The organism is Pseudomonas sp. NBRC 100443 (assembly GCF_030268185.1).
GTDB lineage: Bacteria > Pseudomonadota > Gammaproteobacteria > Pseudomonadales > Pseudomonadaceae > Pseudomonas > Pseudomonas citronellolis.
The window spans coordinates 73,922-86,473 of record NZ_BSQE01000004.1 but is presented as its reverse complement, the minus strand read 5'-3'; the positions used below and the strand labels follow the sequence as shown (position 1 = coordinate 86,473).

Below are 12,552 nucleotides of genomic sequence, written 5' to 3'. Positions count from 1 at the left end.
TGTCCGCGATAGCCTGGCGTATCGGCGCGATTCGCGGATGAGATCCGCTCCTACGGGTCGCCCCACACGCCACGCCCATGTAGGAGCGCGCCCTGCGCGCGAATCGCGGGCAGGGCCCGCTCCTACACGTATCATTTGCGTACCGCCGATGTTTCCCTTTCCTTCACTACCGCCCAGGTCGGTTCAGCGCATCCCGCGACTCAGACCGACTCCACCTGGCGGCGAAAACTGAAATAACGGCGCAGCGCTTCGACCAGCTCGACGTACTCCGCCGGCGGCGCCACCAGGCTGAAGCCGGAGTCGAAGCTGCCCGGGGTGACGTCTTCGTGGCACCACTGGCAGGTGCCGCTGAAGTCGATGTGCTGGAGCTTGCCGTCCTGCCCGGGGATCTTCAGGCGCATGTCGAATCGCCCGCCCACCAGCATCGGCAGCTGGCTGATCAGCAGCATGCCGTCCAGCGATACGTTGCCCAGGTAGCCCATGGGCTTGTCGGTGATGCTATTGAACACCTTCAGGTAGTACGGCAGCTGATGGCGCTCTATGTGTCGTTGATGACGCATAATGGCTATTCGCTATGAGTTTTACCCAGTATGACGGCGCGACCGCCCTGCGGCCAGCACTAACGGCAACCTTCGGCCACACGCTCGGCCAGCGAGCGACGAGCGGCATCGATCTGCTCGTCGCTATAGTAGAGGCGTTCACCCTTGGTATCTGTGGAGTAGTAGCGACCTCCGCGCTGCAAGGTCGCCAACTGGTCGCGCAGGCGGTCGCACTCGGCGCCCGCCTTGGCCTGCTGCTCGGCGGCACGACTGCGCGCCGCGGCCTGCTCCTCGCTGCGCGCCTGGTAGAACTGGCGGGTACGCTCCTCGCGCTCGCGCGTGGCGGCATCGCGCTCGACCACCTGCGGCCGGACCTCGACGCGCTGGGCGCCGGGCGGCGGGGTTTCGCTGAAATGCACCTTGCCCTGGGCATCGGTCCAGCGATAGATGTCGGCCGCTGCCAGCAAGGGGGCCAGGGCCATGCACAGGCACAGCAACGCACGCATCGCAACCTCCTCCTTGAAGGCAGCCTCTTGAGCTTAGCGAGCACCCGGGCCCGCTCAAGCCGGCAACGACCGGCGGTCAGGGACGCACCGGCAACGGTTGGGCGGCCTCGCCCGTCAGGTGCCCATTCTGGCGCAGCGTTTCCAGGCGCGCCTTGGCGCGGTAGGCATATTCGCTGCTCGGGTAGCGGGCGATGATGAAGTCGTAGGTCTGCGCCGCGTCGACGTAGTACTTCTGGCGCTCCAGGCACAGGCCGCGAAGCATCGAGATCTCCGGCTGCAGCCAGGGCCGCGCGCGGCTCTTGCGCTCGGTACGCGAGAGGTCGAGCATCACCTGCTCGCAATCGCCGCGCTCGTAGGCGCGGTAGGCGTTGTCCAGGTTCTTGTTGGTCGACCAGCTGTTGCAGCCGGTAACACTCGCCGCCAGGGCCAGGATGCACAGGGTTCGCATGGGGCATATCCTCCGTTGGGAACTGTATCGGCGCGCCTTGGCCGCGCTGAAGGGCATCACTAGACTGCGCAGGGAACCCGCCCCGGCGCCAAGGAGATGCCATGCGCTTGCACCCCGCCCTGCCCCTCGCCGTCCTGCTGGGCCTGCTGGCCGCCTGCTCGCCGACCACCCCGCTGTTCGTCGCCCAGGTCACCACCGGCGAAGTCGCCGAGTACAAGAAGCTCAAGAGCGACCGCATGACCGCCGCGGTGGAAGAGGAAGGCGACCTGCTCACCTACAGCGCCCAGGCCATCCGCGACAACCAGAGCGCCGAGGCCGAGCGGCTCTACCTCAGCGGCTACGACAATAGCCGCTACAGCCCGGACGTGCGCGCCATCGCCCTGTACCAGATCGGCCTGATCTACATGAGCCGCTACAACGACCAGCGCGACGACGCCAAGGCCTTGGACTACTTCCAGCGCATCGACCGCGAGTTCCCCGGCACCGCCGCGGCCAGCCACGCCGACGCGCGCATCCTGATGATCCGCCAGCGGGCGAAGGAGCCGGTGCAGAAGAACGCCCGCGAGCTGCTGGCCACCTGGAAGCCGCAGCAGAACCTCGACCTGAACAAGACCAGCCTCGACCCGGACATGACCCTGCTGTCGCGCCGCGCGGTGCTCAAGGACCGCGTCGCCGAGGCCGAGCAGCTGTATCTGCTGGCGGTCAACGACCCGGCCATCCCCGCCGACATCAAGCAGAAGGCGCTGTACCAGCTGGGCCTGATGTACATGGCCCCCGACAACCCGCACCCAAGCCGCGCCAAGGCCATCGGCTACCTGCGCCACCTGCTGGTGGACTACCCCGACGGCGAGCTGGCGAACAAGGCCGCGCGCCACCTGGACCAGGCGCTGAACCAGGGCGGCGACTGACGCAGGTCAAGCCGGGCCGGCTACGCTTGCACTGCAATGGCAGCAGCCAAGCGAGGAGCCGACCATGAAACTGCAGCACCTGCTGGTGGTCATCGACCCCACCCGCGACGACCAGCCAGCCCTGACCCGCGCCCAGTGGATCGCCGAGCGCAGCGGCGCCAGCGTGGCGCTGCTGGTGTGCGACTACAACCCGGCGCTGGACAACGGCCTGCTGATCCCGCAGCACGAACTGGAGCGGGTGCGCATCCTGCAGCAGACCGAGCGCCTGGACTGGCTCGACAAGCTGGCCGCGCCGCTGCGCCAGGCCGGCCTGGACGTGCGCTGCCACACCCGCTGGGGCAAGCCGCTGTACCGCGAGATACTCGCCGCGGTGGCCGAGCACCAGCCCGACCTGGTGCTCAAGTCCAGCAGCCGCCACGGCCTGCTCAAGCGCCTGTTCCTGACCAACACCGACTGGCAGCTGATCCGCCATTGCGAGGTGCCGCTGTGGCTGGTCCACCACGGCACCTGGGAAGGGCGCAAGCTGTGCGCCGCCCTCGACCCGCTGCATGAGGGCGACAAGCCGGCGAAGCTGGACCGCCGGCTGATCGCCACGGCGCTGGAACTGAACCGCCGCCTGGGCCTGCACGCGAGCTACCTGCACGCCTACGTGGCGTTGCCGCAGACCCTGGCCTTCGACGCCCAGCTGCTGGGCAGCTACGACGAACACCTGAAGGCCACCGAAGCGCACCACCGCCAGGCCCTGCACATGCTGATGGCCGCCCATCCGGCCATGGCCGCCGGTGACACCCACCTGCTGCAGGGCTTCCCCGAGGAGGTGATCCCCGAGTTCGTCCGCAACCAGGGCATCGACCTGCTGCTGATGGGCGCGGTGGCCCGTGGCCAGCTGGAGAGCGCGCTGATCGGGCATACCGCCGAGCGCGTGCTGGAAGAAGTCGAGTGCGACCTGCTGGTGCTCAAGCCGGCAGGCGAACCGTCATCGGAAAAGGGGTAAGATGGCCGCCGGGCCGGCCTGGCTCCCGCCGCCGGCCCGCACGCTCGTCTTCCAAGGAGTCCCGCATGTCCGTCCGCCGCACCAAGATAGTCGCCACCCTCGGCCCAGCCAGCCAGTCCCCCGAAGTCCTCGAGCAGCTGATCCTCGCCGGGATCGACGTGGCCCGCCTGAACTTCTCCCACGGCACCCCCGACGAGCACCGTGCCCGCGCCCAACTGGTGCGCGACCTGGCCGCCAAGCATGGCCGCTTCGTCGCCCTGCTCGGCGACCTGCAAGGGCCGAAGATCCGCATCGCCAAGTTCGCCAACAAGCGCATCGAACTGGCCGTGGGCGACAGCTTCCGCTTCTCCACCAGCCACCCGCGCGACGCCGGCACCCAGGAAGTCGTGGGCATCGACTACCCGGACCTGGTCAAGGACTGCGGCGTGGGCGACGAGCTGCTGCTGGACGACGGCCGCGTGGTCATGGTGGTGAAGCAGGTGAAGGCCGACGAGCTGGTCTGCGAAGTGCTGATCGGCGGCCCGCTGTCCGACCACAAGGGCATCAACCGCCGCGGCGGCGGCCTGACCGCGCCGGCCCTGACCGAAAAGGACAAGGCCGACATCAAGCTGGCCGCGAGCATGGACCTGGACTACGTCGCCGTGTCCTTCCCGCGTGACGCCAAGGACATGGAATACGCCCGCAGCCTGCTCCAGGAGGCCGGCGGCAAGGCCTGGCTGGTGGCCAAGATCGAGCGCGCCGAGGCAGTGGCCGACGACGAGGCGCTGGATGGCCTGATCCGCGCCAGCGATGCGGTGATGGTGGCCCGCGGCGACCTCGGCGTGGAAATCGGCGATGCCGAGCTGGTCGGCATCCAGAAGAAAATCATCCTGCACGCCCGCCGCTACAACAAGGCGGTGATCACCGCGACGCAGATGATGGAGTCGATGATCCACAACCCGATGCCGACCCGCGCGGAAGTCTCGGACGTGGCCAACGCCGTGCTCGACTACACCGACGCCGTAATGCTCTCGGCCGAGAGCGCCGCCGGCGAATACCCGGTGGAAGCGGTCCAGGCCATGGCGCGCATCTGCCAGGGCGCGGAAAAGCACCCGACCACCAAGAAATCCAGCCACCGCCTGGGCCAGACCTTCGAGCGCTGCGACGAGAGCATCGCCCTGGCGGCCATGTACACCGCCAACCACTTCCCGGGCATCAAGGCGATCATCTGCCTCACCGAGAGTGGCTACACCCCGCTGATCATGTCGCGCATCCGCTCCTCGGTGCCGATCTTCGCCTACTCCCCGCACCGCGAGACCCAGGCCCGCGTGGCGCTGTTCCGCGGCGTCGAGACCATCCCCTTCGACCCCGCCGCGCTGCCGCCGGAGCGCGTCAGCCAGGAAGCCGTGGACGCGCTGCTGCAACGCGGCGTGGTGACCAAGGGCGACTGGGTGATCCTGACCAAGGGCGACAGCTACACCACCCAGGGCGGCACCAACACCATGAAGGTGCTGCATGTGGGAGACCTGCTGGTCTGAGTGGGATGGTGGGTGATGGAGGCCGCCCTTTGGGCGGCCTTTGTTTTTTGGGGTTTCGCCGGGGGTATCGCGGCGTTGGCTCGGCTCCGTTCCCTCTCCCCAGCCCTCGGCTGCGCGCCCCGCCCTGAAGGGAGAGGGGGCCGTCCGTGCAAGTGGGAAATAATGGTTTTCGCCGGCAACACCGAAGTTGCCGGAAAGCACCGCGGTTACAGTTCGCGCCGAACCAGTCCCCTCTCCCTTCAGGGAGAGGGTTAGGGAGAGGGCAGCGGCCAAGCCACCATCCAAAACCAACCGGCGTGCGCCCCCATCGCCACGGCCGCCTTCAAGTCAGTTGATCAAAACCCCGCCAGCGCCACCCAACCCCAGCAACCACGCGCCCCCGACACATCCGCCCCAAGCTTATCCACAGGCCTTCCCACAGTTATTGTGGGCAAGCCCGGTGCGCTGATCGCACAACCCGACCCACCGGCCAGCTGTAGGACAATCCCAGCAAATCAGGCACTTACGAAGGCCCCGGCCGGCAGCGGAACGGGCGATGGATCAAATACCGCACAACATCGCCCAACCCAGGCCCGGCGGGCGCCCGGGCAGTTGGCCCCAAGGTTGTCCACAACTCTGCCCACAGTTTCTGTGGGCAGCCGGCCAGCTCAGGCGAGGCGCGAGAAGTCCGGCTGGCGGCGCTGGGTGAAGGCGCTCAGGGCCTCCAGGGCTTCCGGCGAGCTCAGGCGCTGAACGAACAGTTCCCCCTCTTCCGCCACCACCTTGCGCAGCTCGTCCATGTACGGCGCCTTGAGCAGGCGCTTGCTCAGCGCCAGGGCTGCCGGCGGCAGGGCCTGCAGGCTCTGGGCCACTTCGCGGGCGCGTTCGAGGGCGGCGGCGCCGTCGGCCAGGGCCTCGTTGGCGATGCCGAAGGCCACCGCCTGTTCACCGCTGAAGCCGTCGCCGCGCATCAGCAGGCTGACGGCGCGGACGTGGCCGAGCAGGCGCGGCACCAGGAAGCTGGAGCCGAATTCCGGGCACAGGCCGAGGTTGACGAAGGGCATCTTCAGCTTGGCGCCGCGGGCCACGAAAACCTGGTCGCAGTGCAGCAGCAGGGTGGTGCCGATGCCCACCGCCGGGCCGGCCACCGCCGCCAGCACCGGCTTGCTGAACTCCATCAGCGCGCGCATGAAGCGGAACACCGGGCTGTCCTGGCCGCTGGGCGGGTACTGGAGGAAATCGTGGATGTCGTTGCCGGCGGTGAAGCACTCGGCGTTGCCGGCGATCAGCACCACGCGCACGCCACGGTCGTGCTCGGCGGCCTCCAGGGCGTCGGCCAGGGCCGCGTACATTTCCCGGGTCAGCGCGTTCATCTTGTCCGCGCGGTTCAGGCGCAGGGTCAGCAGGCCCTGCTCGCGCTCGACGAGAATCTGTTGGCTCATGGCAACTCCTTGGCAGCAGGCTGTGACGGCCGGGCTCTGCGGCCCGGCTCAGGCGTGGGAGAGGAACAGGTCGGCCAGGGTCTGGCCGCGCGGCACCCCGGCCAGGTACAGGTGGCGGGCGAAGCGCTCGACGCTGGCGGGCTGGCCGCAGAGTAAGGCGATGCTTCGCCGCGAGACAAGGCGGAATTGCGCCAGATGCGCGTCCAGATCGGCCGGCAGCGCCAGCGCCACCTGCAGGTCGGGATGGGCCGCGGCCAGCGCCGCCAGTTCCGCCGCCAGGTAGTGCTCGACCGGCGTGCGCGCCAGGTGCAGCAGGCGGATCGGCCCCTGGTGCCCTTCGTCCAGGGCCTGGCGCAGGATGCCCCACAGCGGCGCCAGGCCGGTGCCGCTGGCCATCAGCAGCAGCGGGCGTTCCTGCCATTCGGCGTCGTAGTGCAGCGCGCCGCCGCGCAACTCGCCCAGGCGCAGTTCGTCGCCCACCCGCAGCTGGCGCGCCGCGTCGCAGAAGGCGCCGGAGGCCTGGCAGGCGATGTGGAATTCCAGCCAGGGCTCGGCGCCCGGCAGGCTGGCCAGGGAATAGGGCCGCGCCACCTCGCCCAGCCACAGCACCAGGTGCTGGCCGGCGCGGTAGCGCAGGGGGCGTTGCGGCTGTAGGCGCAGACGCAGAATGTCCGCCGCCGGCCAGTCCAGCTCGGCGACCGTCGCCGGCAGGCCGTCACGCAGGGGGTCGAAGACCTCGACAGCACAATCCTCTACCACCCGGCACTGGCAGGCCAGGCGCCAGCCCTCGGCGCGGCGCGCGGCGTCCAGCGCCTCGGGGCGATCGTCGAGCAGCTCGCCGCCACTGCAGCGCACCAGGCAGGCATGGCAACTGCCCGCGCGGCAGCTGTAGGGAATGGCGATCCCCTCGGCGCGCAGGGCATCCAGCAGGTTGCTTCCGGCGGCCACTTCCCAGTGTCGGCCGCCGGCATGCAGTTCAGGCATCGCTCTCCTCCCATGCCGCCTCGCAGCGATTGCGTCCGCTGCGTTTGGCACGGTAGAGCGCCTGGTCGGCCCGCTGCAAGGCCTCGTCGAGATCGTCGCCGCTGTGCAGCAGCGTCATGCCGGCGGAAAGGCTCAGCACCGGCACTTCCACGCCCATCGGCTCGGCCGCCGCATAGGCCTGGCGCAGGCGCTCGCAGCAGGCGGCGAGGCGGTCGCTGTCGGCCTCGGGCAGCAGCAGCACGAACTCCTCGCCGCCGTAGCGCGCCAGCACGTCGCCCTCGCGCAGGCAGGCCCGCGCCACCGCGGCGAAGGTCTGCAGCACGCGGTCGCCGGCGGAATGGCCGTGGACGTCGTTGATGCGCTTGAAGTGGTCCAGGTCGATCAGCGCCAGGCCGTGGCGCTGCCCCTCGTCCAGATCGTCCAGCGCGCGCCCGGCCAGGCGCAGGAAGTGCCGGCGGTTGAACAACCCGGTGAGTTCGTCGGTGGCCACCAGGTCTTCCAGCTGGCGCATCATCCCGCGCAGGGTGTCCTGGTGCGCCTGCAGCGCGTAGCGGCGTTGGCGCATGCGCTGGCGCAGGGCCTGCACGTAGCCGGCGAACAGCGTCAGCCAGACCAGCACGATGAACAGCACCAGCAGTTGCAGCACGGCCTGCCCGGGCAATTGCAGGCGCTGGCGGAAGGCCTCCCAGAGATTGAGGCCGGCGAAGGCGATGAAGGCCAGGCCCGCGCAACGGGCGAACACCCGCGGCTGCAACTGGAACACGCCGAACAGCAGGATCAGCACGTAGAGCACCATCAGGGTGCCGCGCACGCTGTCCACGTGGGCCAGGAAGAAGGTGGTCCAGACCAGCGCCACCAGCACCTGCGGCTCGGTCAGGCTGGCGTCGACGAAGCGCTGGTTGCGGCCGCTGGCGAACAGCCAGAAGAACACCGCCTGGCTGGCCACGGCGCACAGGCTGGCGGCCAGCGCCAACGCCGGGGAGCCATGGTAGAAGTCGCCGATCACGGTCAGCCAGAGCAGCAGCAGGGCCATCGCGTAGGTGCCGAGGGCCATGCCGAACCGCCTGAACAATAGTTTTTGGAGGGCGCGCTGCTTCAGCGGGGAACTCGGTGTGCTCATGGGGGCTCCATCCCGTAATGGCACTTAGCCCTCACTCTACTATCAAAGCCACAGCATGCCTAGCCGACCGGAAAGTGGGCGCTTGCCGCCCCTGCCGACCAAGGTCGGATCGCCGGCGCGTGCGCCCGGCCCTGGCACGGCGCTATACTACGGCGCCCTTTTTGCGCCGGTGCCTGACCGGACGCGTTCGGTGTACGTGGCTTAGCCGCCTGAAATACCCGCCTGACATTCCCGCCTGAAGAGGACCGTGCTCCATGGCCGTGATCAAGCAAGACGACCTCATCCAGAGCGTCGCCGATGCCCTGCAGTTCATCTCCTACTACCACCCGGTCGATTTCATCCAGGCCATGCATGAGGCGTACCTGCGCGAAGAATCGCCGGCCGCCCGCGATTCCATGGCGCAGATCCTCATCAACTCGCGCATGTGCGCCACCGGCCACCGCCCGATCTGCCAGGACACCGGCATCGTCACCGTGTTCGTCCGCGTCGGCATGGACGTGCGCTGGGACGGCGCCACCATGAGCGTCGACGACATGATCAACGAAGGCGTGCGCCGCGCCTACAACCTGCCGGAGAACGTCCTGCGCGCCTCCATCCTGGCCGACCCGGCCGGTGCGCGTAAGAACACCAAGGACAACACCCCGGCGGTGATCCACTACTCCATCGTCCCGGGCAACACCGTGGAAGTGGACGTCGCGGCCAAGGGCGGCGGCTCGGAGAACAAGTCGAAGATGGCCATGCTCAACCCGTCCGACTCCATCGTCGACTGGGTGCTCAAGACCGTCCCGACCATGGGCGCCGGCTGGTGCCCGCCGGGCATGCTCGGCATCGGCATCGGCGGTACCGCCGAGAAGGCCGCGGTGATGGCGAAGGAAGTCCTGATGGACCCGATCGACATCCACGAGCTGAAGGCTCGCGGCCCGCAGAACCGCATCGAGGAACTGCGCCTGGAGCTGTTCGACAAGGTCAACCAGCTGGGCATTGGCGCCCAGGGCCTGGGCGGCCTGACCACCGTGCTCGACGTGAAGATCATGGACTACCCGACCCACGCCGCCTCGCTGCCGGTGTGCATGATCCCCAACTGCGCCGCCACCCGTCACGCCCACTTCGTGCTCGACGGCTCCGGCCCGGCCGAGCTGGAAGCGCCGCCGCTGGACGCCTACCCGGAAATCGTCTGGGAAGCCGGCCCCTCCGCGCGCCGCGTCGACCTGGACAAGATCACCCCGGAAGAAGTGCAGAGCTGGAAACCGGGCGAGACCCTGCTGCTCAACGGCAAGATGCTCACCGGCCGCGACGCCGCGCACAAGCGCATGGTCGACATGCTGAACAAGGGCGAAGAGCTGCCGGTGGACCTGAAGGGCCGCTTCATCTACTACGTCGGCCCGGTCGACCCGGTAGGCGACGAAGTGGTCGGCCCGGCCGGCCCGACCACCGCCACCCGCATGGACAAGTTCACCCGGCAGATCCTGGAAAGCACAGGCCTCTTGGGCATGATCGGCAAGTCCGAGCGCGGCCCGATCGCCATCGAGGCGATCAAGGACAACAAGGCCGTGTACCTGATGGCCGTCGGCGGCGCCGCCTACCTGGTGGCCCAGGCGATCAAGAAGTCCAGGGTCCTGGCCTTCGCCGAACTGGGCATGGAAGCGATCTACGAGTTCGACGTGAAGGACATGCCGGTGACCGTGGCGGTCGACACCAACGGCGAGTCGGTGCACATCACCGGCCCGGCGATCTGGAAAGACAAGATCGCCCACAGCCTGGCGGTGGAAGTGAAGTAAGCCTTCGCTTCAGCGCCAGGAAAAAGCCCGGCCATGCGCCGGGCTTTTTCATGCCTGCGGAAACCGTAGGGCGCATAACGCCCCAGGCGTTATACGCCACCGCGCCAACGCCAACGGCGGATAACCGCGAACGGTCATCCGCCCTACGATCCGATGGGTTGGCCGATGCAGCGCGCGAAGATGCGTTCCAGCGCCCTGTAGTCGCAGAGCACTGCGTCGATATTGGCGCCAATCCACTCGTTCTCTTCCACCGCCCACCAACTGACCTCGAAGCCGACGTTGACGATCAGGTGCTCGAACAGGATGCGCTGGGCCCGGCCATTGCCCTCGCGGAACGGGTGGATCATGTTGAGGTCGCCGTAATGCTCGGCCACGGCCACTATCAGTCGCTCACGCTCGTAGCCCTCGAACCAGTTGGCTCGCGCCATGGCCCGGAAGATCTTGTCGGCCTCCGGTTCGATGCGATTGACGTTGCAGAAATGGGTGTCGCGCTTGGAGATATCCACGCTGCGAATCTGCCCGGCCCAGTCGTAGAGGTCCTGGAACAGGATATGGTGGATGCGTTTCAGGTACGCCAGGTCGTAAGGCGGTGGTTCGAAGTCGAGATGACTGGCGGCGATTTCGGAAAGGTCGCGTTCGGCGCGGGACAGCAGGTCATCGCTATGGAGATCGAGGCGATTGCGCAGGACACTCGTACCCGAATAGCAGTACGGGTCCTGGCCGGCGCCGTACTTGTCCAGGCTCAGGCCTGCTTGCGCTTGCGGTAGGCGCGCAGGACCGCTTCGCGGCTGGGCAATTCGCGGGCGGCGTCGCTCTCAGTAACTTCGTAGCCTTCCAGACGCAGGCTGGCCGCGTAGTTGGAACGACGGGTCTTGGCGCAGTAGGCCTTCTTGGCTTCCAGGCTGGGGGTTTTCACCAGTCGATGCCTCGCTTCAGGGGCTGAAATTCCATTATACGTGAGCTGGCGCGACTTGGCCGCGTATTCCCCCGGCGCGGATACCTCCGCGATTGCGCCAAGGCGCTCTTCGTAGGATGGTGTTGAGCTTGCGAAACCCATGCGGTCATGGCGATGGGTATCGCTTCGCTCAACGCCATCCTACGAAAAGCGCCACCCGCGGCATTCCCATGTAGGAGCGCGCCCTGCGCGCGAAATCGCGGGCAGGGCCCGCTCCTACAGGGCCGGGGATCAGGCGCTGCGCGGCACCCGGCTCAGTTGCGCTGATGGGTATCGCTTCGCTCAACGCCATCCTACGAAAAGCGCCGCCCGCGGCATTCCAATGTAGGAGCGCGCCCTGCGCGCGAAATCGCGGGCAGGGCCCGCTCCTACAGGGCCGGGGATCAGGCGCTGCGCGGCACCCGGCTCAGCTCCACGATGTTGTCGCGGCGCTGGGCCAGGTAGCGGGTGCAGCTCACGCGCAGGAAGGAGGCGAAGTTGACCACTTCGCCGCGGTAGTCCATCACCTCGTCGTAGAGCTTGGCGATCAGCTGGTTGGTGGTCATGCCGTCGACTTCGGCGATCTCCCGCAGGATGTCCCAGAACTGGTTCTCCAGGCGCAGGGTGGTGACCACGCCGCGGATGCGCAGGGAGCGGGAACGCGACTCGTAGAGGATCGGGTCGGCCTTCACGTAGAGTTCGCACATGCTCTGCCTCCTTCTATAGACGCGAACGCCAGTCTACAGGCTGATCTTCGTGCCGAGCACTTCGAGGAACTTCGCCAGCCACGCCGGATGCGCCGGCCAGGCCGGGGCGCTGACCAGGTTGCCGTCGACGTGGGCGGCGTCCACCGGGATGTCCACGTATTCGCCGCCGGCCAGCTTCACTTCCGGGCCGCAGGCCGGGTAGGCGCTGCAGGAGCGGCCCTTGAGCACGCCGGCCGCGGCCAGCAGCTGGGCGCCGTGGCAGACGGCGGCGATGGGTTTCTTGGCGGCGTCGAAGGCCTTCACCAGTTCGATCACCCTGGCGTTCAGGCGCAGGTATTCCGGGGCGCGGCCGCCGGGGATCAGCAGCGCGTCGTAGTCTTCAGCGCGAACAGTGGCGAAGTCGGCGTTGAGGGCGAAGTTGTGCCCCGGCTTCTCGCTGTAGGTCTGGTCGCCCTCGAAGTCGTGGATGGCGGTGCGCACGCTCTGCCCGGCCTTCTTGTCCGGGCACACCGCGTGGACGACGTGGCCGACCATCTGCAGCGCCTGGAACGGCACCATGGTTTCGTAGTCCTCGGCGTAGTCGCCGACCAGCATCAGAATCTTCTTCGCGGCCATCGCAGCATTCCTCCGGGCAGGGGCCCGGCCATGGGCGGCCGGGCATGCCAGACAGGTTAGCCACTCCCCGCCGCGGCGGGT

Annotated in this window: 14 protein-coding genes; 4 read left to right on the top strand and 10 right to left on the bottom strand. The window is 67.9% G+C overall.

Going from position 1 to position 12,552, the window contains the following annotated elements; translation table 11 throughout:
* Nucleotides 1-200: 200 nt before the first annotated feature.
* The 3 genes from QSJ95_RS06640 to QSJ95_RS06630 all read right to left on the bottom strand — a co-directional run bounded on the left by QSJ95_RS06640 (nucleotide 201) and on the right by QSJ95_RS06630 (nucleotide 1,493).
* Nucleotides 201-560 (bottom strand): PilZ domain-containing protein, encoded by a 360-nt coding sequence (locus QSJ95_RS06640; protein WP_009615807.1) that lies wholly within the window; start codon nucleotides 558-560, stop codon nucleotides 201-203.
* 59 nt (nucleotides 561-619) lie between these two features.
* Nucleotides 620-1,045, bottom strand: a complete 426-nt coding sequence (locus tag QSJ95_RS06635; protein WP_009615806.1) for a DUF4124 domain-containing protein — start codon at nucleotides 1,043-1,045, stop codon at nucleotides 620-622.
* Nucleotides 1,046-1,121: 76 nt separating this feature from the next.
* Nucleotides 1,122-1,493 (bottom strand): tol-pal system YbgF family protein, encoded by a 372-nt coding sequence (locus QSJ95_RS06630; RefSeq protein WP_285640993.1) that lies wholly within the window; start codon nucleotides 1,491-1,493, stop codon nucleotides 1,122-1,124.
* 101 nt (nucleotides 1,494-1,594) lie between these two features.
* Between QSJ95_RS06630 and QSJ95_RS06625 the strand changes: the two genes are divergently transcribed.
* From QSJ95_RS06625 to pyk, 3 genes are all read left to right on the top strand, one after another.
* Nucleotides 1,595-2,401, top strand: coding sequence for a tetratricopeptide repeat protein (locus tag QSJ95_RS06625; RefSeq protein WP_043273300.1), 807 nt, complete (start codon nucleotides 1,595-1,597; stop codon nucleotides 2,399-2,401).
* Between the two features lie 64 nt (nucleotides 2,402-2,465).
* Nucleotides 2,466-3,395 (top strand): universal stress protein, encoded by a 930-nt coding sequence (locus tag QSJ95_RS06620; RefSeq protein WP_058487545.1) that lies wholly within the window; start codon nucleotides 2,466-2,468, stop codon nucleotides 3,393-3,395.
* A 65-nt stretch (nucleotides 3,396-3,460) separates the two neighbouring features.
* Complete coding sequence (gene pyk, locus QSJ95_RS06615) at nucleotides 3,461-4,912, top strand: pyruvate kinase (protein WP_043314080.1); 1,452 nt, start codon at nucleotides 3,461-3,463, stop codon at nucleotides 4,910-4,912.
* 647 nt (nucleotides 4,913-5,559) lie between these two features.
* Here pyk and QSJ95_RS06610 read toward each other — a convergent pair.
* Genes QSJ95_RS06610 through QSJ95_RS06600 form a run of 3 tightly spaced genes read right to left on the bottom strand, consistent with a single transcriptional unit; the run spans nucleotide 5,560 to nucleotide 8,437 of the window.
* On the bottom strand, nucleotides 5,560-6,333 hold the full coding sequence (locus tag QSJ95_RS06610; protein WP_285640992.1) for an enoyl-CoA hydratase: 774 nt from the start codon (nucleotides 6,331-6,333) through the stop codon (nucleotides 5,560-5,562).
* Between the two features lie 48 nt (nucleotides 6,334-6,381).
* The gene (locus QSJ95_RS06605; protein WP_285640991.1) at nucleotides 6,382-7,317 is read right to left on the bottom strand and encodes an iron-sulfur-binding ferredoxin reductase; all 936 of its coding nucleotides are present in this window, start codon (nucleotides 7,315-7,317) and stop codon (nucleotides 6,382-6,384) included.
* The gene (locus QSJ95_RS06600) at nucleotides 7,310-8,437 is read right to left on the bottom strand and encodes a GGDEF domain-containing protein (protein WP_285640990.1); all 1,128 of its coding nucleotides are present in this window, start codon (nucleotides 8,435-8,437) and stop codon (nucleotides 7,310-7,312) included. The genes QSJ95_RS06605 and QSJ95_RS06600 overlap by 8 nt, the downstream gene beginning before the upstream one ends.
* Nucleotides 8,438-8,691: 254 nt before the next feature.
* Between QSJ95_RS06600 and QSJ95_RS06595 the strand changes: the two genes are divergently transcribed.
* Entirely contained in the window at nucleotides 8,692-10,215 is a 1,524-nt protein-coding gene (locus QSJ95_RS06595) for a fumarate hydratase (protein ID WP_043273308.1), read from the top strand.
* 143 nt (nucleotides 10,216-10,358) lie between these two features.
* Here the strand turns inward: QSJ95_RS06595 and QSJ95_RS06590 are convergent, their stop codons facing one another.
* The 4 genes from QSJ95_RS06590 to QSJ95_RS06575 all read right to left on the bottom strand — a co-directional run bounded on the left by QSJ95_RS06590 (nucleotide 10,359) and on the right by QSJ95_RS06575 (nucleotide 12,471).
* Nucleotides 10,359-10,955, bottom strand: coding sequence for a putative adenosine monophosphate-protein transferase Fic (locus tag QSJ95_RS06590; RefSeq protein ID WP_285641330.1), 597 nt, complete (start codon nucleotides 10,953-10,955; stop codon nucleotides 10,359-10,361).
* Nucleotides 10,956-10,957: 2 nt separating this feature from the next.
* Nucleotides 10,958-11,131 (bottom strand): YhfG family protein, encoded by a 174-nt coding sequence (locus QSJ95_RS06585; RefSeq protein WP_285640989.1) that lies wholly within the window; start codon nucleotides 11,129-11,131, stop codon nucleotides 10,958-10,960.
* A 422-nt stretch (nucleotides 11,132-11,553) separates the two neighbouring features.
* The gene (locus tag QSJ95_RS06580) at nucleotides 11,554-11,856 is read right to left on the bottom strand and encodes a ribbon-helix-helix domain-containing protein (protein ID WP_009615780.1); all 303 of its coding nucleotides are present in this window, start codon (nucleotides 11,854-11,856) and stop codon (nucleotides 11,554-11,556) included.
* A 33-nt stretch (nucleotides 11,857-11,889) separates the two neighbouring features.
* Nucleotides 11,890-12,471, bottom strand: coding sequence for a DJ-1/PfpI family protein (locus tag QSJ95_RS06575; protein ID WP_058070321.1), 582 nt, complete (start codon nucleotides 12,469-12,471; stop codon nucleotides 11,890-11,892).
* Nucleotides 12,472-12,552 lie beyond the last annotated feature (81 nt).